19 protein-coding genes are annotated in these 21,849 nt (G+C 56.9%); 8 read left to right on the top strand and 11 right to left on the bottom strand.

The features are described 5' to 3' along the window. Positions 1-38: 38 nt before the first annotated feature. Genes NE562_RS12470 through iolE form a run of 4 tightly spaced genes read right to left on the bottom strand, consistent with a single transcriptional unit; the run spans position 39 to position 4,069 of the window. On the bottom strand, positions 39-1,040 hold the full coding sequence (locus NE562_RS12470; protein ID WP_280962755.1) for a substrate-binding domain-containing protein: 1,002 nt from the start codon (positions 1,038-1,040) through the stop codon (positions 39-41). A gap of 51 nt (positions 1,041-1,091) precedes the next feature. Further along, positions 1,092-2,078, bottom strand: a complete 987-nt coding sequence (locus tag NE562_RS12465; RefSeq protein ID WP_280962754.1) for a Gfo/Idh/MocA family protein — start codon at positions 2,076-2,078, stop codon at positions 1,092-1,094. A 17-nt stretch (positions 2,079-2,095) separates the two neighbouring features. Further along, positions 2,096-3,148: a zinc-dependent alcohol dehydrogenase gene (locus tag NE562_RS12460; RefSeq protein WP_280962753.1), complete on the bottom strand. Its 1,053-nt coding sequence runs from the start codon at positions 3,146-3,148 to the stop codon at positions 2,096-2,098. A 15-nt stretch (positions 3,149-3,163) separates the two neighbouring features. Further along, positions 3,164-4,069 (bottom strand): myo-inosose-2 dehydratase, encoded by a 906-nt coding sequence (gene iolE / locus NE562_RS12455; protein ID WP_280962752.1) that lies wholly within the window; start codon positions 4,067-4,069, stop codon positions 3,164-3,166. A gap of 389 nt (positions 4,070-4,458) precedes the next feature. Here iolE and NE562_RS12450 point away from each other — a divergent pair, with 389 nt between their 5' ends. Next, positions 4,459-5,460, top strand: a complete 1,002-nt coding sequence (locus NE562_RS12450) for a LacI family DNA-binding transcriptional regulator (protein WP_280962751.1) — start codon at positions 4,459-4,461, stop codon at positions 5,458-5,460. Between the two features lie 237 nt (positions 5,461-5,697). Further along, positions 5,698-7,065, top strand: coding sequence for a citrate/2-methylcitrate synthase (locus NE562_RS12445; protein ID WP_280962750.1), 1,368 nt, complete (start codon positions 5,698-5,700; stop codon positions 7,063-7,065). A 46-nt stretch (positions 7,066-7,111) separates the two neighbouring features. Here the strand turns inward: NE562_RS12445 and NE562_RS12440 are convergent, their stop codons facing one another. From NE562_RS12440 to NE562_RS12420, 5 genes are all read right to left on the bottom strand, one after another. Further along, a complete protein-coding gene (locus NE562_RS12440; protein ID WP_280962749.1) occupies positions 7,112-7,774 on the bottom strand; it encodes a hypothetical protein in 663 nt (220 codons plus the stop codon). Beyond that, entirely contained in the window at positions 7,767-7,988 is a 222-nt protein-coding gene (locus NE562_RS12435) for a hypothetical protein (RefSeq protein ID WP_280962748.1), read from the bottom strand. The genes NE562_RS12440 and NE562_RS12435 overlap by 8 nt, the downstream gene beginning before the upstream one ends. Positions 7,989-8,470: 482 nt before the next feature. Then, positions 8,471-9,313, bottom strand: a complete 843-nt coding sequence (locus NE562_RS12430; protein WP_280962747.1) for a prephenate dehydrogenase — start codon at positions 9,311-9,313, stop codon at positions 8,471-8,473. A 3-nt stretch (positions 9,314-9,316) separates the two neighbouring features. Further along, positions 9,317-9,973, bottom strand: coding sequence for a VanZ family protein (locus tag NE562_RS12425; protein WP_280962746.1), 657 nt, complete (start codon positions 9,971-9,973; stop codon positions 9,317-9,319). Between the two features lie 13 nt (positions 9,974-9,986). Next, positions 9,987-11,927: an NAD(+) synthase gene (locus NE562_RS12420; protein ID WP_280962745.1), complete on the bottom strand. Its 1,941-nt coding sequence runs from the start codon at positions 11,925-11,927 to the stop codon at positions 9,987-9,989. Positions 11,928-12,378: 451 nt separating this feature from the next. Between NE562_RS12420 and NE562_RS12415 the strand changes: the two genes are divergently transcribed. Continuing rightward, the gene (locus NE562_RS12415) at positions 12,379-12,792 is read left to right on the top strand and encodes a helix-turn-helix domain-containing protein (RefSeq protein ID WP_280962744.1); all 414 of its coding nucleotides are present in this window, start codon (positions 12,379-12,381) and stop codon (positions 12,790-12,792) included. Between the two features lie 59 nt (positions 12,793-12,851). Here NE562_RS12415 and NE562_RS12410 read toward each other — a convergent pair whose 3' ends face one another. Together NE562_RS12410 and serC are read right to left on the bottom strand one after the other, a co-directional pair. Beyond that, a complete protein-coding gene (locus NE562_RS12410) occupies positions 12,852-14,012 on the bottom strand; it encodes a phosphoglycerate dehydrogenase (RefSeq protein ID WP_280962743.1) in 1,161 nt (386 codons plus the stop codon). An 18-nt stretch (positions 14,013-14,030) separates the two neighbouring features. Then, a complete protein-coding gene (serC, locus tag NE562_RS12405; RefSeq protein ID WP_280962742.1) occupies positions 14,031-15,122 on the bottom strand; it encodes a 3-phosphoserine/phosphohydroxythreonine transaminase in 1,092 nt (363 codons plus the stop codon). A 310-nt stretch (positions 15,123-15,432) separates the two neighbouring features. Between serC and NE562_RS12400 the strand changes: the two genes are divergently transcribed. Genes NE562_RS12400 through NE562_RS12380 form a run of 5 tightly spaced genes read left to right on the top strand, consistent with a single transcriptional unit; the run spans position 15,433 to position 21,823 of the window. Beyond that, positions 15,433-16,875, top strand: a complete 1,443-nt coding sequence (locus NE562_RS12400; protein WP_280962741.1) for an aminotransferase class I/II-fold pyridoxal phosphate-dependent enzyme — start codon at positions 15,433-15,435, stop codon at positions 16,873-16,875. Between the two features lie 27 nt (positions 16,876-16,902). Continuing rightward, positions 16,903-17,226, top strand: a complete 324-nt coding sequence (locus NE562_RS12395; protein WP_280962740.1) for a cyclic-di-AMP receptor — start codon at positions 16,903-16,905, stop codon at positions 17,224-17,226. Next, a complete protein-coding gene (locus NE562_RS12390; RefSeq protein WP_280962739.1) occupies positions 17,223-18,104 on the top strand; it encodes a hypothetical protein in 882 nt (293 codons plus the stop codon). Before NE562_RS12395 ends, NE562_RS12390 begins: the two co-directional genes overlap by 4 nt. Before the next feature lie 26 nt (positions 18,105-18,130). Next, positions 18,131-19,201 (top strand): regulatory iron-sulfur-containing complex subunit RicT, encoded by a 1,071-nt coding sequence (gene ricT, locus NE562_RS12385; RefSeq protein WP_419196008.1) that lies wholly within the window; start codon positions 18,131-18,133, stop codon positions 19,199-19,201. A gap of 48 nt (positions 19,202-19,249) precedes the next feature. Further along, positions 19,250-21,823 carry an S-layer homology domain-containing protein gene (locus NE562_RS12380; protein ID WP_280962738.1) on the top strand — a complete coding sequence of 858 codons (2,574 nt, stop codon included), beginning with the start codon at positions 19,250-19,252 and terminating at the stop codon, positions 21,821-21,823. The last annotated feature ends 26 nt before the right edge of the window (positions 21,824-21,849 follow it).

The raw sequence follows: 21,849 nt of genomic DNA, 5'->3' as shown, positions 1-21,849 counted from the left end.
GTTGCCCCGCATTGGCGGGGCAACCGCCGGGGCGCCTTTCAGCCTCGAACCGTGTCGATAGTATCAATAGTGACCGGCTGGAAAGGAACGTCTTTAAAAACGCTCATTTTGCCGGTCGTCACCACGTCCAACGCTTGCGCGAAACATGCCGCGCCGACTTCGGCAGGGTTTTGATAGATCGAGCAAGCCATTTCGCCCGCTTTGATCGCTGCAGCAGCTACGTCGGTGCAATCAATGCCGACGACCGGGATCGCCTTGAGATCCTTGCCGACCAGTTTCATGGCTTCCAGCGCGCCGAGCGCCATTTCGTCATTGTTGGCGATCACACAGTCGAATTCTTTGCCGGTTCCCAGCAGGGTGTTCATCTTGTCCAACGCCATCGAGCGATCAAAGTTTGCAGTGTCTTCAAAAACCTGTTCCAATGTAAAGCCGCTCTTTTCCAGCGTTTCCAGTGCGCCGCGTGTGCGGTTTTCGGTGTTCTCTAGGCCTAGCGTACCCTTGAACATGACGTAGCGGATGGTTTTATCAGACTTGTCTTTAAAAAATTCGCTTAGGAATTCGCCTTGGAATTGGCCCGCTTTATATTCTTCCGCGCCGACATAGCAGGTCTTGTTTTCCACGAGCAGTTCTTCGGCGGGGCGCCGGTCGACAAAGATGACCGGAATATCGCCTACCATTTTAAGTACCTCGGCGCCGGTATTCGTGTCGACCAAATTGACAACGATCGCGTCAAACTGCTTGCTGGTAAAAGTGTTGATGTGTTCGTACTGCTTTTGCACATCGTTATTGGCATCAAAAGTTTCGATCTCAAAATCGCCGGCAGCGGCCGCCGCATCCAAAATGCCCTTTTCCAGAGTGGATAGGAATTGATCGCGGCTTGACATGGTAACGCCGATTTTATAGGTTTGTCCGCCGTCGGACGAGTCGGCATCGGCACTGTCGGCGGTTGAGGCGGAGTTGCCCCCGGCTTGGCCGCAGCCGCTCAGTAGCGCGGTGAGCGAAAGTGTGAGGGATAATAAAATGGCGATATGCTTTTTCATGAATGGTTCCTCCTTACGTTAAATGGGGCTGCCGACACGGATTGTGCAGCATTACGCCTGATCGTCCTGCGGATACCGTACATGCCATTGCTTGCGGAGCTCGTCCATGATTGCGATTGCCTGTAGTGAATTTTTGTGGGAGGACAGCGGGCATTCGGTCAGCCCTCGCTGTGCACATTGCTCGAACACCTGTACCTCGTAATGCAGGCCGTCGGCTTCGCGGGGAAAACGAATCGTTCTTTTTTCGCCGCTTATGAGAGAAAGCGAAATGTCGGTGGGATACCACCACGGCGCGCCGATCTCCACCTCGCCCTTGTCAGTATAAATTTTGGCGGTAAGATCCGTATCGTTGACGATAGAGGAGGAGGCCGAAATGAGTTTGCCGCCAAAATTCAGCAGATAGCTATTATAGTAGTCTAGTCCGTTTGCGATATGAGCCGCCCCTTGTATCGTGGTAGGCGCGGCGCCACCACACAGGTCGAGCGCAAAGTGTACGCCGTATACTCCCATGTCCATCAGCGCGCCAAAGCCAGATTTTAGGTCGAACCGCCAGGTTGCTGTTTCGCCCGCCGCGATCGCATTATAGCCAAGCGAAATATTGGCTGCGCGCAGGTTCCCCAGCGTGCCGTCCGCAAACCAACCGCGCAGTGTATGCATTACGGGGAAAAAACGTGTCCACATGCCTTCCATCAGCAGCACATGGTTCTGTTTGGCGGCTTGCAGCATTGTTTGGACTTGCGTCTGATTAATGCCCATTGGCTTTTCACATAAAACATTTTTACCGGCAGCCACACATTGCAGCACATAATCAAGGTGCAGGTTGTTGGGCACCCCGATATAGATATTTTCGATCGTGGAATCGGCGAGCATCTCTTGCAATGAAGCATAGGCTTTACCTATACCGTGTTGTGCGGCAAAACGCGCCGCCTTTTCCGCAGATCGGGAATAGAGCGCGGCAAGCTCGGTATCATTAAGCTGCCTTGTGTCGTTAACAAATTGTGTTACAATGGTTCCGGAACCGATAATGCCCCAACGCATATTGTTGTTCACTCCTTTCACGGAAAGCGAATCATTACCTTCAGATTATCTTCCTTGTTGTTTGCTGCGTAATCGAACGCTTGGACCGTGTCCTTAAAATCGAAATATTTCGTGCACATGGACTGTAGGTCGTACCGGTCCTTGATACGAGACATGAATTTGATCGTGCGCGTCATAAAATGCTCGGTACCGCTGTAGCCTGCGATCGTCAGGTTTTTGCTGACGATATCAAAAGGGATAACGGGCAGCTGCTTCATATTAATGCCGATGAAGCGGATCTTGGAGCACTGCCCGGCGGCTTTGATGGCGGCCGCGGCGGCGGCTGAGTTACCAGCGGCTTCGATCGTGATCGTCGGGCCGTGCCCGCCTGTGTGATATAACACCTGCTCGAAAAAGTCGTCAGATAAGGGGTCAAGAGCGATATCCGCGCCGAATTGCAGCGCCTTTTGCCGGCGGGACGCTACGGGATCGGCAATGATCACTTTGCAGCTCGACGCTTTGGCGGTTATCGCAGCGCATACACCGATCGTACCCGCGCCAAATATCAAAACATCGTCCGTTGCATCCACGCTGCCACCCCTGCCCCATACGCCGAAATAACCAATGGCGAACGCCTCTACCAGCGCGGCCTCTTCAAAGCTCCAATCGTCGGGGATCTTATGAATGTTGGCCTCGTTCATGATCATGTATTCGCCCATGGCGCCCGGGCTGTCCGGACGAAAGCCTGCATCGATCGTGTTCAGACAGGCGGAGGGCATCAGCCCGTTTTTGCAGTTAACACAGGCATTGCAGCCCATGGTGCAGTCGCCGGTCACCTTGTCACCCACCGAGAAGTTTTTGACTTCCTGGCCGATTTTGATGATCGTCGCGCCAAACTCATGGCCGGGGATGTAGGGGGCGATATCATATCGGCCCTCTACCGACCGGCCTTCGTAGCAGGCGATGTCCGAACCGCAGATGCCGCAGGCCCTGATCTGCATTAGTACCTGATTGGATTTGAGCTCCGGCAGCGTGACCTCGTCCATACGTAGATCCATCGCACCGTGCATGCGCACCGCTTTTATTTTCATATATTTCCTCCTGTGTTAAACTCCTGTCAGCTTGCGAATGTATCCACGCGCCATTTCGGCGAACTCATAGGCGTTCGGCGTTTTGATATACTGTTCGGCCTCTACCATCATCCATCCCTGATAGTGATTTTTCTCTAAAATATCAAAGACAGCAGGGTAATCGATGCAGCCGTCGCCGGGAACGGTGAACAACCCAACCTGCACTGCGCTGTTGAAATCCATGTTAAACTGCCGTACAATTTTGAGCACGAGCGGGCGGACATCCTTGAGATGCACGTAGCGGATACGATTGGCAAAGGTCTCAAAAAACTGAGGGATATTCACGCCGCATACTTTTAGATGGCCGGTATCGGCGAGAATAAAAACGAGATTGGAATCGGTCATATCGCACATTTTCTGCGTTTCTTCCAGCGTTTCAATCACTGTGCCGGTGTGTACGTGATACACCAGCTCCATGCCGAGCGTTTGGCAAAAAGCGCCCGCCTCGTTCAGGCCATCCGTAAACAGCTTCCATTCCGTATCGTTCATTTTCCGCACGCCCTGCTTTGCGCGGTATTCGCGGGGATCCCAGCAGGACGAATTTGTGCCCTCGGCTGCGATGATATAGCGGCACCCCATCTCTTGAAAGAATCGTGCCTTTTCCTGAAATGCGTGGAAATATTCGTCCCTTAGCTCTGCACAAGCAAACATGGTGTCGCACCAGCCGGATGTAAGCACCAAATCCCGCTTACCCAGTTCGCGTCTTAAAATCTTTGGATCGCGCGGAAATTTTCTTCCGAGTTCAATCCCGGCATAGCCGGCCGCCGCCGCCTCATCAATGATTTGTTCAAAGGTGTACTCATCTCCCAGAAAATCCATGTCATCATTGCACCAGTTGATGGGATGCGCACCGATCTTCACGTTGTAAAAGCGTCTTTCCATACGAACCTCCTTGGCGTTCTATTGTTAATCAGCTGATTTTATAAGTTGATTATGGACATGAATATAAAAATGTCAATAGATTTTCAGATAGAAAAGGTATTTCTGCGTTATTGCTAACAAAACAAGAAAATATATGTGAAATAAGCATATAAAAAGACGAATTTAACGTGGATATATATACATATCAGACAATAATGTGGATATAAAAATGTGATAAATTATTATAAACTTAGTTACATTTTTCACATAAAACCATTTAAAATAAAGCTGGTCTATTTGTAGACTTCATGCTAAAATGATTTGTGTTATAATTTTATATAAAAACATTACATCATTTTGTTGCAATAAAACAACGGATGAAATCTAAACATCTATGAGGTGCCGACATCATGAGAGTTACCATTCGAGATATTGCACAGGCCTCCGGCTATACGGTAGCCACCATATCCCGCGCGCTCAATAACAATGCCTTGGTCAGTGAAAAAACGCGCAGGCATATTCGTGATATCGCTGATCAAATGGGTTATGTGCGCACACCGACCGCAGAAAGTACTGTAGCACCTGTCATAGGCATTGTCGTTCCGGATATTACGAACCCCTATTTTCCACCACTCATACAGGGGGCACAGGATACGTTGCGCGCCGCGGGCTACAGTCTGGTACTGTGCAACAGCGCAGGTAAGCTGCAAAATGAAGTAGAGGCGATGCAAACGCTGACCAATCTGGAAATCTGCGGTATGATCATGGATCCGCTGTCCGATGATTCCTATCGTAATTTAAGGCAGATAAACGAATCTGTGCCCGTAGTGTTTATTTCTAACCGGCCCAAAGGGCCAAACCTGCACTATATTTCGATCGATAACTATGCTGCGGCAGCTATGGCGACCAATTATCTGGTTTCGCTGGGCCATCACCGTATTGCTTATATCGGTAGTGATGATGCAACGTATACATATCATGAACGGAGGCGGGGCTTTATTGAAGCAATGGAACGGCATTTTGGCTCGGATCAGGAAAGCCCGCTGCTTACGGTTTATCCAGATCGTCGAGGCGGTTTTGAGGCCACCAATCATATCCTGACATGCGGCAGTGAGCTGCCTACCGCCTTTTTTGCCAGTAACGATTGCATCGCGCTTGGAATACTGGAATATCTTTGGATGCACGGCTTTCGCGTTCCGGAAGATATTTCAGTGATCGGCATTGATAATATTGAATATTCCTCTATGCCGCGTATCAATCTGACCACGATTGAAGAGCCGCGCTATCATTTGGGAGAGCTGGCGGCGCAGGCGATCCTGCAAGTGCTTCATCGTTCGGCGGAGGACAAAACGCCGATCCAGCAGGTGATAGAGCCTCGGCTGATTATTCGAAATACCTGTGGGAAATTGTAAAAGTCTCACGTGCTTATTCTTGCTCCGCGCGTTTCCGCGCGGAGCTTTCCTAATTTATTTTAAAAAAGTGTTTGCAGTTTCTCGCTTGCGGGCTTGCGTACAATCATTGTGAACAAGCGGACAAACTGGTTCAAGTTTGCTTTTGTGACAAATTCCAAGCGAGTGGATTTGACTTTTTTGCAGGATTGCGGTACAATATATTCATTCTGAACGATTAGACTGAAAGGAGAAAGCCCGATGACACATGAACCCAGCTTTGTAGGGGAGGAACTGCTGGGCGAACTCTGCGAGAGTTTCCGCCTGAACACCCGTATTCCACCCGAGCTTTTCTCCCGCTACGGCATCAAGCGCGGCCTGCGTAATTCCGACGGCACCGGCGTGCTCGTGGGCATGAGCCGTCTCGGCAACGTGCACGGCTACATCATGAACGAGGGCGAGCGCGAGCCGATCGAAGGCCGCCTGACCTATCGCGGCTATAATGTATACGACCTGATCCGCGGGCTGGAGCTGGAAAACCGCTTTGGCTTTGAGGAAGTCGGCTATCTGCTGATGTGCGGCTCGCTGCCGACCCGCCGCCAGCTGGCTGACTTTCAGCACACGATCGGTCTGGAACGCGCACTGCCGGAAAATTTTACCGAGGATATGATCATGCGCGCGCCCAGCCGCGATATCATGAACAAGCTGGCCGCCGCCACGCTGGCCCTTTATTCGTATGATGCAAATCCGGACGAGACCACGGTGGAAAACATCATGCGGCAGGGCATCAGCCTGACGGCCAAGTTCCCGGTCATCATTTCACACGCCTATCAGGCCAAGCGCCGCTATTTCGACGGCGACTCCATGTTCCTGCACGTGCCCGACCCGGATCGCTCCACCGCGGAAAACATCCTGCACCTGATCCGGCCGGACGGCCAATACACGGACGAGGAAGCAAAGCTGCTCGATCGCTGCCTGATCCTGCACGCCGAGCACGGCGGCGGTAATAACTCCACCTTTACGGTGCGCGTTACCTCGTCCTCGGGCACGGATACCTATTCGGCAATCTCGGCGGCGGTCTCCTCGCTCAAGGGGCCGCGCCACGGCGGCGCGAACCTGCGCGTCGTCAGCCAGTTCGACGAGATCAAGCAGAACGTTTCCAACTGGAAGGACGAAGAGGAGGTCCGCGCCTACCTCGCCAAGATACTGGACGGCGAAGCCGGCGACGGCTCCGGCCTGATCTACGGCATGGGCCACGCGATCTATACCAAGAGCGATCCGCGCGCGGTCGCCCTGAAGGATGCGGCGCGTCCGCTGGCCGAACAAAAGGGCTTTACCGACGAAATGGACCTGCTTGAGCTGATCGAGCGCATCACACCCGGCGTGTTTGCTGAAAAGAAGGGCGATGTGAAGCCCATGTGCGCCAATGTGGATATGTACTCCGGCTTTGTATACAAAATGCTCGGCCTGCCGCGCTCGCTGTATACGCCGTTGTTCGCCACCGCCCGTATCGTCGGCTGGATGGCGCACCGTCTCGAAGAGGTCTCGACTGGCGGCAAGATCATGCGCCCCGCGTTCAAGCCGCTCTCCAAGTCGGCGGAGTACCGCTACCTTGCGGAACGGGGATAAACGAATACATAAAAAGCGAGCTGCAAATTGCGGCTCGCTTTTTTCTTTAAATATCCAAAATCAGGAGCTTCAAGTCCTTTTGGCTGACTAATTCCTCTAGGGCGCAGAGCTTTAGAAAATCACGCCGCAGATCGGCTAGGTACAGAAAGTCCAGCCGATAAGCGTCGGAAAAATTGATGAAGTGCGCCATGGCGTGCTCATAGCCCACAACGACGCAAATGTAACAGCAGGCCAGCCGTTCCCGTGCCCGTTGGAGCTGGTAGCTTCGATCGCGGTGCGGGCAGCCGATCAGTTCTCCGGCCTTGAGTATGCCGAGCCATGCGAGCCGGCGCTGTTCTGTCATATGTGCGGCGCTTAAAAAGCGTGAAAACTCGGTTTTTAACGCAAGCGGGGCGAGCGATTCGCCCGGTATGGCGCGGTACTGCCGCAGGGCGGCTTCCATACCTTGATACAAGAAGAATTTGCACATACAGTTCAGGTATTCGTCGAATTGGTGATAGCGGTCCTCTACTTCAATTAGAAAGTCGGTGGACAAACCACCGATCATATCGGAATATATGTTGCGTGCATGCTGTTTGAGACTTTTGTATGCTGAAAAGTGGTTTTCCGTGTAACGCCGGGCGGCCATGAGCAGATCGCCGTCGCTTTCTTGTGCGCCATCCAGTAGTTTGGGGAAAGTATAGGCGTAGCGTGTGAATGCGTCAACCATGGTAGCCATCCTCTTCCTCGCTGATAGAGTCATCATCCAAATGCTTTAAAGCGTATTCAATACATTGCGCACAGATTTTGTTGAACGAAACCCCTGTAGCCTGATGCAGCTGCTGTATTTCATCAAATACTTCGGGTTTAAAACGGATGGTCCTATTGATGGAAGACATTTTTTCTGTATCTTTCGCAATCGTGAACTTCTCCAAACGAATCACCAGCCTGTGGGTTTTTTGCAATTATAATATATAATTTTGCATCTGGTAATGTACAATAATGCAGTTCTTAATATATTACAAATTCCTATTCGCTTTTTTAATACGTTATTCCTTATGGATTGGATAGTGCGCGTTAAAAAGGACACATTGCCACGATATGAGCAATGTGTCCTTTTTTAGACTGTAGGCAAAGTCCCGAGAGGGAAACGCATAGGAAAAAACAAGAGAATCACCGAGCTAGTAGGGCGCGACGCCCCCGGCGCGCCGGCTCGAAGGGATGTAACGCTTCCTGAGAAACTATGTTCCTTCGCTCGGCCGTACCAGCCTGTTTGATGCGCTCACTTATCCCGGTGCTTCGCTCTCGGCGCGCCGAGGGCGTCGCGCCCTACATTTGCGATACCTTTTTTCCTTGCCTGACCTTATCTTAAATGACATTGGATTTTCCGCTCCTCTTAATCCCTGCGGCGAAAGCCGCATTCTCTTTATCCGATCCGTTCCTTGCGTTCCCGTCCGTCGCGCAGCAGGGCGGTGAGGGTGTCGCGGTCGCCCGCGCGGATGACGCGGCGGTATTCGTCCAGATGCCCGATGATCTCGTCGATCTCGGTCGCGAGCGCTTCCGCGTTGCACAGGAACAGCTCGCTCCACATATTCTCGTTGAGCTTGGCCACGCGCGTGAGATCGCGGTAAGAACCTGCCGAGTAGCCGTTGTGCTGGTCGGCTTCCGGGCTTTTGATGTAAGCGGAGGAGACCACATGCGCGAGCTGCGAGGTGAAGGCGATCATTCTGTCGTGTTGCTCGGCGGTGCAGCGCACGGTCTGCCCGAAGCCAAGGGACATGAAATACGATTCGAGCGATTGAAGCACCTGCTCGTCGCTGCTTTTGGTGGGCACGAAGATCATGCTCGCTCCGTCGAACAGGGTCGAGATTGCGTAATCGAAGCCGGAAAACTCGCGCCCCGCCATTGGGTGTCCGCCGACAAAGTGCACGCCGTTGTCCAGCGCGGCCTGCTCCAGCCGGTCCACCATAAACCGCTTGACGCCTACCATATCGACCACGACGCAGCCCTTTTTCAGCTTGGGCATGGCGTCAAGCAGCCAATCCACCGTGGCCTGCGGATACAGGCCGATGATGATCAGATCGGCTTCGCCAAAGAGCGCTTCGCCGGCGACCGCGTCGATATCGCCATCCGATTTGGCGCGCTCGGCGGTTTCGCGGGTGCGGTTCCAGCCGAGCACGCGGCAATTCGTGCGCGCTTTGATGGTTTTGGCCATCGAGCCGCCCATCAGGCCGAGGCCCGCGATAAGTACGGTGTTGAACGTCATCATTTTTCAGTCTCCTTTTTTAGGGGTCACGCTGCACACATGCCGCCAGATGGGCGGAATGCGGCAGATCAGGTAGACAACCAGCGCGCCTGCCAGATTTAAGATCAGATCATCCACATCGCACGAGCCCGCGCCCGAATAGATCTGCGCGATCTCGACCGCGGAGATCGCCAGCGCGAGCGACGCCGTATAGAAAAACACGCTGCGCTGCCAGCGGAACAGCGCGGGCAGAAAAAAGCCCATCGGCGCAAAGGCCACCACATTGCCCGCGAGGTTCAATACCGTAAGCCGCAGGGAAATGTTACCGTAGCCGTAGGCCAGCAAATAATTGCGGATCGTGCGCAGCGGCTCCAAATTAACCGCTGAAAACGTGGGATCGGGCGCAAAACCGCGCCCAAACGCATTGTCGAAAAACAGCACGTTCAAAAGTACCCATAAGTAGTACCAGAATAGGATAAGCCAAAAATCGTGCCTGCGCTTTTGCCGCGCCGCGCGCGGCACGCCGCAGAAAAAGGCGAGCGCGAGCGGCAGGGCGAAAGCGGCGGCAAACGCGAGCTTCCACTCCGGGCCGACCACGTACCGGGGGGAAAGCTCCACGTAAAGATTCAGGCAGAACACCGCGGCGGCAACCACCGCCGCGAGCCTGCGGATCAGTGTTCTCAATCAGGCGCACCTCTCAAAGCTGCTCGGCGGCGTCCAGCCACAGCTTCGCGCTGGCGTCCGACGGCATGCGCCAATCGCCGCGCGGGGACAGGGCGACCGTGCCGACCTTAGGGCCGTCCGGCAGACAGGAGCGCTTGAATTGCTGGGTGAAAAAGCGGCGCAGGAAGGTAATGAGCCACTTTTTAATCGTTTCGCGGTCATATTCGCCGTCAAAGGCCTTCAGCGCCGCGCGGAAAATTTTAGCCGGCGGGTAGCCGAAGCGCAGCATATAATACAGGAAGAAATCGTGCAGTTCGTACGGGCCGACAAGGTCCTCGGTCTTTTGGCTGATCTCGCCGTCCTTGGGCGGCAGCAATTCGGGGGATACGGGGGTATCCAGCACGTCGCGCAGCACCTCGCCCAGCGTGCCCTCGGCGCGGTCGGCCTCGTAAGCGACCAGATAGCGCACCAGCGTTTTGGGGATGGAGGCGTTGACGCCGTACATGCTCATGTGGTCGCCATTATAGGTGGCCCAGCCAAGCGCGAGTTCGGACAGGTCGCCCGTGCCAACCACCATGCCGCCGTTCTTGTTGGCAAGGTTCATCAAGACCAGCGTGCGCATACGCGCCTGCGCGTTTTCAAAGGTTACGGTCAGGTCGTCCTTGGACTGGCCGATATCGGCAAAGTGCTGATCGACCGCCGCTTTGATATCGACGGTCTGTAGGGTCACGCCGTAAGCTTCCGCCAGCTTTTCCGCGTTGCCGCGGGTGCGCTGGGTCGTGCCGAAGCAGGGCATGGTGACCGCGAGAATGCCCGACCGGTCGAGTCCGAGCCGGTCGAACGCATGCGCCGCAACGATCAGGGCGAGCGTTGAATCCAGCCCGCCGGACAGGCCGACAACGGCGGTTTTGCTGCCGGTATGGTGCAGCCGCGTGGCAAGGCCGACCGCCTGTATGGTCAAGATTTCCTCACAGCGCTCGGCGCGCACGGCGTCATTCTGCGGCACGAACGGGGTGCGCGGGAACCAGCGGTTCCGCAGGTCGCAGGTGGTCCGCGGCAGAGAAAACCGCTGGCGGCGGCAGGCCTGCCCCTCGCTCCGGGGGCTAAAGCTGCCCATGCGGCGGCGTTCGTGCTGCAAGCGGTCCAAATCCAGATCGGCATATACCACGCCGCCCTCAAAGCGGCGGCTTTCCGCGAGCAGCGCGCCGTTTTCCGCGATCAGGTCGTGCCCGGCAAAGACGAGATCCTGCGTCGATTCGCCAAAGCCCGCGTCCGCGTATACATAGGCGCACAGCAGGCGCGCGGACTGGCTCTTTACCAGCTCGCGGCGGTAAGCGGCCTTGCCGATCAGTTCATCCGAAGCGGACAGGTTGACGATGACCGTTGCGCCCAGCTGCGCCAGCGTGGTGGAGGGCGGCTGGGGCACCCAAAGGTCCTCGCAGATCTCAACGCCGAGGGTAAACGCGGGCAAGCCTTCGCAGCAGAACAGCTGGTCGCCGGTCAGGGCGACGTTTTTCTGCACGCGGCCGCTGGGAAAGCGCAGCTCGATATCGCCCGCGGGTAAAAAAGCGGCGTGGCCCGCCGTAAAGTGGCGGCCTTCGTAGAACTCGGCGTAATTGGGCAAATTGCGCTTGGGCACAAGGCCGAGCACCTCGTTGTGGTAGCAAACGGCGGCGACATTGAAGAGCCTGCCCTCCGCCATGAACGGCAGGCCGACGGCCACCAGCATGTCGAGCGCCTCCAACTGCTCTAAAACGGTTTGCAGCGCGTCCAGCGCGCCGTCCAGCAGGGTCTGGTGCCACAGCAGGTCGCCGCAGGTATAGCCGGTCAGGCACAGCTCGGGGAACACGCAGAGCTTCGCGCCTTTACCGGCGGCCTCGCGTGCCAGCTTTACAATTTCCAAGGCGTTATAGGGGCAGTCCGCCACGCGCAGCGCGGGCGTTGCCGCCGCCACCTTGATAAAACCATCTTCCATTCTGTGCCACTCCTCTTAAATTCCAGATAAAATTAGTATATCCCATTTTGGGGGGATTAGCAAGACCCGCGCTATGTGCGCGACCGTCTTTGGCGTACCCGTTTTTTCGGCAAAATCAGCCCGCTGGTCGGGCGCGTGATATGGTAAAATAGCGGGGAGAGAACGGGTAAACCACAGGTAAACCAACCGTTTCCCATACTAAACCGGCGGTCGGTTGAGAATCCGCCCCGGCGGGGATACAATAAAAACACGAATGACGAGGGCCAATGTCATTAAGTTAAGCTTTCCCGGTTGTCATTCTGAGGAACGTAGTGACGAAGAATCTCGCGCGAACGCGCGATTTTCGGTAAGGAACGCGCGTTCGCGCGAGATCCTTCGCTTCGCTCAGGAGGACGGATACAGGGGGGAACGCCTGCATGGAATGGCATGGATAACCAAGGAGGAACGCTGCATGCAAAAACAAACGCTGGGCAACATGATCGCATCCTTGCGCAAGGAACGCGGGATGACGCAGGCCGAACTGGCCGCCATCATGAATATCACCGATAAGGCCGTTTCCAAATGGGAGCGCGATCTGTCCTGTCCGGATATCGCTTCGTTGCCTAAGCTCGCGGAAACGCTTCAGGTATCGGTGGATGAGCTGATGCAGGTTCGCGAGCGGGGCGGCAGCGGCGCGGACAAGCAAAGCGCGCGGAACATCATCGGTCTGGTTTTCAAAGCGGTGACGCTCGCCATGGGCGTCGCGGTCGTGGTATTGTCACGGATGAAGGCGCTCGATACGAACGCCGGCTTTACGCTGCTGGGCATTGGCGTAGCTTGCGCGGGGATTTGTCTGTTGCAGAATAAGAGTGGCGCCGACAAATAAGACATAAGGATAAAAATAGGCCGCTGCGATCAGGCAGCGGCCTATTTTATGGATTACAATCAGATCGCGCGGACCGAGATCATGCCGTCGATCGCGCGGATCGCGGCGAGGGTCTCCTCGGTCGGCTGGACGGCTGCGTCCATGATGGTATAGGCGTATTCGCCCTTGGAGCGGTTGCCCATGTTTTCGATGTTGACGCCCTTGGAGGACATGGCGGACGAAATGGCGGTGATCATGTTGGGCACGTTTTTGTGGATCATGCAAATGCGGTAGCCGCCCTCGTACGGGACCTTGAGGTTCGGGAAGTTGACCGAATTGCGGATGGTGCCCTTTTCCAGATACTCCGCGATTTCCTTTGCGGCCATGATCGCGCAGTTGTCCTCGCTCTCGGGCGTGGAAGCGCCGAGGTGGGGCAGCACGATCGCGTTTTCCTGCTCCAAAATGCAGTCGGAAGCGAAGTCGGACACGTAGCACGCGACCTTGCCGGACTGGAGCGCATCGGCCATGGCCTGCTCGTCGACCAATTCGCCGCGGGCAAGGTTGATCACGCGCACGCCGTCCTTGGCTTTCGCAAGGGTCTCCGCGCAGACGATATTCTTGGTATCCGGCAGCAGCGGCACGTGTACGGTGATATAATCGCAGTTCGCAAAGATCTGATCCAGATCGGTGATGTGCTTGACCGCGCGGGACAGCTTTAACGCGCCGTCCACGGACAGGAAGGGATCGTAGCCCCAAACGTCCATATCGAGGCCGATGGCGGCGTTCGCCACCTTGACGCCGATCGCGCCGAGGCCGATCACGCCAAGGCGCTTGCCCGCGATTTCGGGCCCGGCATAGGTCGCCTTGCCCTTCTCGGCAGCGGGGCCGATATCCGGCGTGCCCTTCAGCGAGCGCACCCAGTTCGCGCCCTGCACGATTTTACGGGAGGCGAGCAGCATCGCGCAGATGACCAGCTCCTTGACGGCGTTGGCGTTCGCGCCCGGCGTATTGAATACGACGATGCCCTCTTCCGAGCAGCGGTCGATCGGGATGTTGTTGACGCCCGCACCCGCGCGCGCAATGCACTTGAGGTTTTTCGGGAATTCAACGTCGTGCAGCTTGGCCGAACGGACCAGCACGGCGTCGTAATCGCTAAAATCCTCGGAGCAGGCGTACTTGGCGGCGTCGAGGTCGTCCAGACCGACCTTGGAAATCTTATTATACAGCTTTACATTATACATGTTGGCGTATGTCCTCCCTTACTTATTGGCGGCTTCAAATTTTTTCATGAAGTCGATCAGCGTCTGTACGCCCTCGAGCGGCATGGCGTTGTAGATCGAGGCGCGCATACCGCCTACCGAGCGGTGGCCCTTGAGGTTCGACATGCCCGCGGCGGCGGATTCCTTGGCGAACTTGGCGTCGAGCTCGTCGTTTCCGGTGCGGAAGGTGACGTTCATGCGGCTGCGGCTGTCCTTCGCGGCAACGGCCTGATAAAAATCGGTCGAATCGAGGTAATCGTACAGCAGGCTGCTCTTTTCTTCGGCGCGGCGGGCCATTTCGGTCAGGCCGCCGAGGGATTCCACCCACTCAAGCACCAGACCGAGCACATAGATGGCATAGGTCGGGGGCGTGTTGTACATGCTTTCCTTGTCGGCCATCAGCTTCCAGTCCAGCATGGCCGGGTACTTTTCCTTGGGGTAGGAGCCGAGCAGGTCGTCGCGTACGATCACGACGGTCAGGCCGGCGGGGCCCATGTTCTTCTGCGCGCCGGCGTAAATAACGCCATATTTGGAAACGTCGACCGGCTTGGACAGGATGTTGGACGACATATCCGCCACGAGCGGAACATTTTCGGGCGTTTCGGGGTCATAAGAGTATTCGGTGCCATAGATGGTGTTGTTGGCGCAGATGTAGAAATAGTCCGCGTCCGCGTTCAGGTCAAGCTCGTTCTGCGCGGGCACGTGGTCGAAATTGGTTTTCTTGGAAGAATACGCAACATGGATATCGCCGAACTTCACGGCTTCCTTGTACGCGTTGTTTGCAAAGTTACCGGTCACGGCGTAATCGGCCTTGCCGGTCTTCATCAGATTCATCGGGATGGCCGCGAACTGCGTGGTCGCGCCGCCTTGCAGGAACAGCACCTTGTAATTTTCCGGGATGTTCATGACACGGCGCAGCGCGGCCTCGGCGTCCTTGATGACGGCGTCATATACCTTGGAGCGGTGACTCATCTCCATGACAGACATGCCGGAGCCCTTGTAATTGAGCATTTCGGATGCCGCGCGTTCGAGCACGGGAACCGGCAGCATGGAGGGGCCTGCGGAAAAGTTGAAAATACGATTGTCAGCCATAGGTTAGTTACCTGCCTTTCAAAATTCAAAACATGGCGATCGAATAACGAGCGCAATAATTATTATAATATACACCCCCATGATTTACTACGTGAAATTAAACCAAAATTCCGTCTGAAAAAGACGAATGTGTGCACATTATGGACAGTTTGCAAGCCTATGCCACGGCGTGGTATAATAATTAGGAATTAGTAATGAGTAATTAATAATTGCGCGGCAAGTGTGAAGCGTGGAGGAAGTCGCGCGGCCTTGCACAATAATTACTAATTACTAACTACTAATTACTAATTCCCATAAAGGGGGTTTCGCAATGCAGACGCATAAGCGCACCCTGCGCCGGCCGCGCGGGCAGATGAGCAAGATCAACCGGCTTTTGCCGTTTACCACCGCGCCGCTCTACCACGCCCTACAGCTGATGGCCACGGGCGACGCGGCGCGCTTTCACATGCCCGGACACAAGGGCGAGCCTGTGTTCACCACCTATGCCGACCTGTTTGCGATCGACTTTACCGAGACCTACGGCACCGGCAACCTATATTTGGGCGAAGGCCCCATTCGGGACGCGGAGGTAGCCGCCGCATGTTATTTTGAGGCAGGGGACTGCTTTTTCCTGACCGGCGGCTCGACGCAGGGCGTGCTGGCCATGCTGGCCACCGCCGCCGGGGCGGGCGGCAGCGTGCTGCTTGACCGGGGCTGTCATAAATCGGTTTGCACAGCCTGTGCGCTGCTTGATCTAACGCCCTATTTTTTCTCTTCCGAGCTGATCGAGCCGTTTGCCGTGCCCGGCGCGCTCGATATCGCCGAGGCGGAACGGCAGTTGATCGCCCACCCGGAGATCCGCGCGGTGATGCTCACCTCACCAACCTATTACGGCGTTCGCCGCGATATCCCTGCTTTTGCCGACCTATGCGCGGCTTACGGCAAAAAACTGCTGGTCGACGCGGCGCACGGCGCGCATTTTCCGGCGGTCGGCCTGCCCACGCCGATTGCGGAGGGCGCCGATCTGGCGGTGCTGTCCATTCATAAAACGCTGCCCTGTCTGGGGCAGGGCGCTGCATTGCTCATGGGCGACCGGATCGACCGGCGCGGCCTGCGCGAAAACACCGCGCTGTTCGGCACGTCGAGCCCGTCCTATCCCATTTTGTCTTCGATCGATCTGGCGCGCGCCTACGTCGAGGGCCCCGGCCATATCGCCTACCTGCGCGCGGCCACGGCCTGCGAGGAGCTGCGCCGCTTTGTCGATGCGCGCACGCGCTTTTCGGCCTTGGGCACGGGCGATTTCCCCGATTTGGATCCCTGCCGGCTGACCGTGAGCACCGCGGGCACCGATATGACCGGACAGACGCTTTCGGACACCCTTTGGAGCGAGTTCGGCGTCGCCTGCGAGATGGCGGACGAGCGAAACGCCGTGTTTATCCTGACCTGCTCGGATACCGGCTCTTCGCTGCGGCGGCTGCGGCGCGCGCTGCGAAAGATCAGCCGCCGGGCGCAAAAGGGAGAAGTGCCGCATCCGGCCGCGCCGTTTCCGCCCGCCGAGCGGGTGCTGTCGGTGCGGCAGGCGCATTTTTCCCACCACGGCCGCGTGCCGGTCGAGACTGCCGCGGGTATGGTCTGCGCCCGCCCGGTAACGCCCTATCCGCCGGGAATCCCGCTGCTTTGGCCGGGCGAGAAAATCACCGACTCGCACATTGAATTGTTGCAAGAAAGATGGTACAATAAAGTAGACGACATTTATGTAGTAATAACAGACTGAATGAAACCTGTTTGGGAGGTAACCGTTATGAAAATGGTACTTGCGATCATCAATTACGACGACGCGCAGGACGTAATAAACAATTTGATGAAGGCCGGCTTTTCCATCACCAAGCTGGCGACGACCGGCGGCTTTCTCAAGGCCGGCAACGTCACCATCCTGATTGGTCTGGACGAGGATAAGCTCGACGCGGCGTTTGACATCATCCGCGAGCATTCCTCTTCCCGCAAGCAGATCATCCCGACCACGGCGGAGCTGGGCATGGGCTTTTTCCCGTCCACCCCGGTGCAGGTCGAGGTCGGCGGCGCGACCGTGTTCGTGCTGAACGTGGAGCGCTTTGAAAAGCTGTGATCTCGCTTGACGCGCTGTCCGGCAACGAAGCGCTGAAGGCGAGCCTGCGGCACGCGCTTGCCGGCCGCTTTCCGCAGACCGTGCTGCTCACCGGCGAAAATGGCGAAGCGCTTTTGTCGCTTGCCCGCGCGCTGGCCGCAGCCCTGTTTTGCGAGGGCGACGGACAGCGCCCCTGCGGCGTTTGCGTGCCCTGCCGCAAGGTGGCAAGCGACGTGCACCCCGACTTGACCGTTGTCGACGAGGGGGACGACGAGCTCAAAGTTGAGCTTGCCCGCCGCTTAAAGGCGGAAAACGCCATCGTGCCGAATGATGGAGAGCGCCGCGTGACGGTCATCTGCCACGCGCACCGCTTGAATCCCGCCGCGCAGAACGCGCTGCTCAAGCTGCTGGAGGAGCCGCCCGCCTACGCTTTTTTTCTGCTGCTCTCTGAACAGCCGGACGCGCTTTTGGAAACCGTGCGCAGCCGCTGCGTGACCTTTTCGCTTGAGCCGGACGGCGGCGCGCTGCCCGAAGCGGAAGCAGCCGATCTGATCGGCCCTTATTTCGCGGCCCTTGCCGAGGGGCGAGAGGAGCGGCTGATGGCCGCGGCGCTCGCCATGGAAAAAACGCCGCGCCGGGCGCTGGTCGCCCTGCTCGGGCTGATGCAGACCGCGCTGCGCGACGCGATCTTACGCGCCCATGGGCTGCAAACCGTACCGCTCGCGCCCGGCCTTGCCGCCGAAACGGATAAGCTTTCGCGCGCGATCGCCCCGGCAAGGCTGACGCGCTTGGCCGATTTCCTCTATGTTTTGCAGGACCGCGTGTCCCGCAACGCGGCCGCGGCGGCCGTTACCCTGTCGCTCACGAGCGACGCATTTCGCATTTGTTATCTTGAATGATCCCCGCTATCTAGGAGGAGCAAGTATTGACCAATATTATCGGAGTCCGTTTTAAACCAAACGGAAAAATGTATTATTTTGACCCGCAAGGCGTTCCCGTCGCCGCGGGGGAGGACGTTATCGTGGAGACCGCGCGCGGCCTGGAATTTGCAAAGGCCGTGCAGGGCAACACCGAGGTGCCCGATCAGAATATCGTCCAGCCGCTCAAGCGCATGGTGCGCGTCGCGACAGACGCCGACCGGCAAACGCTTGAGCGCAACCTGCGCCGCGCGGACGAGGCTTTTGTCATCTGCAAGCGTAAGATCGAGGAGCATGGGCTCGAAATGAACCTTGTCACGGTCGAGTGCACGTTTGACATGAGCAAGATGCTGTTTTATTTCACGGCCGATGGCCGCGTCGATTTCCGCGAGCTGGTCAAAGACCTCGCGGGTGTGTTCCGCACTCGGATTGAGCTGCGGCAGATCGGCGTGCGCGACGAAGCGAAGATGATTGGCGGCCTTGGCGCCTGCGGGCGCGAGCTGTGCTGTTCTTCCTATTTGGAGGAATTCCACCCGGTCTCGATCAATATGGCGAAGGAACAGAACCTTTCGCTCAACCCGGCCAAAATTTCCGGCACGTGCGGCAGGCTGATGTGCTGCCTGAAATATGAGCACGAAGCCTATGCCGAGCTGCAAAAGGTGACCCCGAAAAACGGCAGTATAGTTGATACGCCCGAGGGGCGCGGCCGCGTCATTTCCACCCAAATGCTGCGCGGCACCTGCCGCGTGCAGCTCGACGACGGCCCTGAGCATTCGCCGGAGCAGTTCCAGTGCACGGAATGCTGCATGGTACGTGGCGGCGGCTGTAAAAACCGTCCCTGCGCGGCGGCCCATGACGGGGCAGAGACGAAAAAGCCTGTGGAGCCCCGTCCCGCGCCCGCACCGGTCCGCGCACCGGAGCCGGAGGACGCAGCGCCGGAAGAGACTATGCCGGAAGGCGAACAGCCGCAGGCCGCCGATGGCGCGCCCCGCCGCAGAAGAAGACGCGGCGGCCGCCGCCGCAGCGGTAAAAAGCCCGGAGAGGGCGCAGGCTCCGCGCCGGCGGAGCAACCGGAATAAAGGGAAGCGAATGTGCTTTATCCCCATAAAACCAAAGAGGTGAAAGCTGTGAAAAGATTTTTGTCCGCCGTCCTTGCGGCAGCCATGCTGCTCGTATCGATCCCCGCCGCCTTTGCGGCAAGCGATATCGATAAGCACTGGTCCAGAACCTATATTACCGCGCTCAATAAGCAGGGCGTCATTAACCCGGCCTCTGATGGGACGTACAAGCCCGATCAGGCGATCATGCGCTGGGAATTCATGCGCTATATCAACCGGGCGTTCGGCTTTACGGAAAAAGCACAGATCAGCTTTACCGATGTAAAAAGTTCGGACACCTACTATTCCACCGTGCAGACCGCGGTGGAATACGGTTACATCAACGGCGTGGGCGATGATAAAATGGACCCGACCGGCACGCTGACGCGCGAGCAGGCCGCGACTATTTTGGGCCGTCTGCATAAGTACACGCCCACGGGCACCGCCGCCTCCATGTCGTTCACCGATAAGGCCAAGATCAGCAAATATGCGGTCAGCTATGTGGCCGAAGCGGTCGATAAGGGCTATATCAACGGCTATACGGACGGCTCGTTTATGCCGCAGCGCGCAGTAACGCGCGGCGAGATCGCCAAGATTCTTTATTTCTTCATGGGCTCCTCGCTGCACACGGCAAACGGCACGCTGACCGAGTCCGATTTTGCGGACGACACCAAGAATGTTTCCATCTCGGCCGCGGGCACTCTTTCGGACGCGACCGTGGAAGGCAACCTTTACATCACCGAAGGCGTGACGACCGGCACAGTCAACCTGCGCAACGTCAAGGTGGAAGGGGATATCATCGTTTCCGGCGGCGACGTCACGATGGACGGCGTATCCGCCGCCCGCATGGTCGTGAAAAATCCGCGCGGCATCACGCCGCAGATCACCTGCACGGGCAACACCAATATCGGCAAGACCGAGGTGCTTTCTTCCAGCACGCTGCGGGAGAGCGGGCTCGATGTGAGCGCGGGCGGCCTGTCCGACCTGACGCTCGACGGCGAAAACCTTTCGCTGACGCTGGACGCGCAGGTGTGGGACATCAATGTGGAAAAGCAGGCTTCCCTGCTCACGACTGGCAGCACCGAGATCAATACCTTGACCTGCAACGCCAAGACCGCCGTCACCGGCGGCGGCTCGATCCAGAAGGCGGTTCTGAACGCGTCCGGCTGCGAACTGCTGATGAAGCCCGGCAGCTATGAGCTGATGAGCGGCGTGACCGCGACGATCGCGGGCGAGTCGGTTTCTTCCTCGAACGGCGTTACGGTATCGCCGGGCACCTTCTCGTTCGATATCAACAATACCGATACGCTGGCGCACTCCTATGACTTTTCCTTTGGCGCGGACAAAAACGATTTGCAGCGCGTCGAGTGCGACGGCAAGACGCTTAGCCAAGGCACCGACTACAACCTGCTTACCGATAAGAACGGCATCCGCGTGTACAAGAAATACCTGACCACGCTCAAGGCCGGCACCTTTTCGATGGATCTGATCTTCCGCGACGGCAGCAAGGGCGCGATCCTGATCTCTACCGTGGACTCCGCGCTCACCGCGGTCAGTCCGTCCAAGATTACCTATGATAAGTATGATGGTTCGGCCAACCATACCGAGCTGTCCGTTACCGTTACGCTGCCCACGGGCACCACGCTGTCGAGCGTCAAGATTGGGAGCACCGTGCTGGAACGCGGTACCGATTATGTGTACGACGGCGCTAGCGGCCTTGTGACGTTCAAGCACGAGCTGCTGGATAAAAAGAATACCGGCTCGTATACGATCAGCTTTGTGCCCAGCCGCGGTGCGACGCACTCCTGCACGTTGGAGGTGACCGACACCTCGCCGGTCAACACGGTTTCGCCTGCCGAGGCGGATTTTGACGCGAACACCCAGTCGGGCGGCTATGCCGATCTGACCGTATCGCTCGTACCGGCGGACGACGCTGAACTCAAGTACATCCGCTGCAACGGCAAAACGCTGGAAGAGGATTGGCAGTACGTGGTGAACGGCTCCACGGTCAAGATCAACCGGTCGGCCGTTTCGGATTTCGCGGAGAATAACGCCAATTACGCCGATTTTACCTTTGTCATGACAAAGGGCAAAAATCCGACGCTGCGCGTCAACTTCGTCACCACCTTTGCGCTGACCGCGCAGGTCGTTGACGATTTGGGCCTGCCGATCGAAGGCGTGGTCGTTTCCTTTACGCCGACCGAGACCGAGAAGGGCACGCCCGCCCAGAACGCCACCACAGATAAGGACGGCAAGGCGACCGTTTATGTCAAGCGCGGTTCCTATACGCTGGCCGCTTCGGACAGCCGCTTTACCAACCCGATCAGCCAGACGCTGAGTGTTTCTTCGGGCCGTACCGTTAAGCTGACCGGTGAAATACTGGAAACGGTCGAGATAACGGTAACGGATACCACCGGCGCCAAGCTTTCGGGCGCGGTCGTCACCATCGGCGGTAAGAGCGTTACCACCGGTGCGGACGGTTTGGCCGCGTTTACCGTCAAGCGGGCCAACTATACCGCGCAGGTTACGTGCAGCGGCTACACCATGCAGACCTTGCCGCTAATCGTCAATGGCACGGTGCGCGAACGCGTAATTTTGAAGTAAACCATCAAATAAGAACCACCCTTGGA

It is taken from the genome of Butyricicoccus faecihominis (genome assembly GCF_024462775.1).
Classification (GTDB): domain Bacteria; phylum Bacillota; class Clostridia; order Oscillospirales; family Butyricicoccaceae; genus Agathobaculum; species Agathobaculum faecihominis_A.
This window is presented reverse-complemented; position numbering and strand designations above follow the sequence as displayed.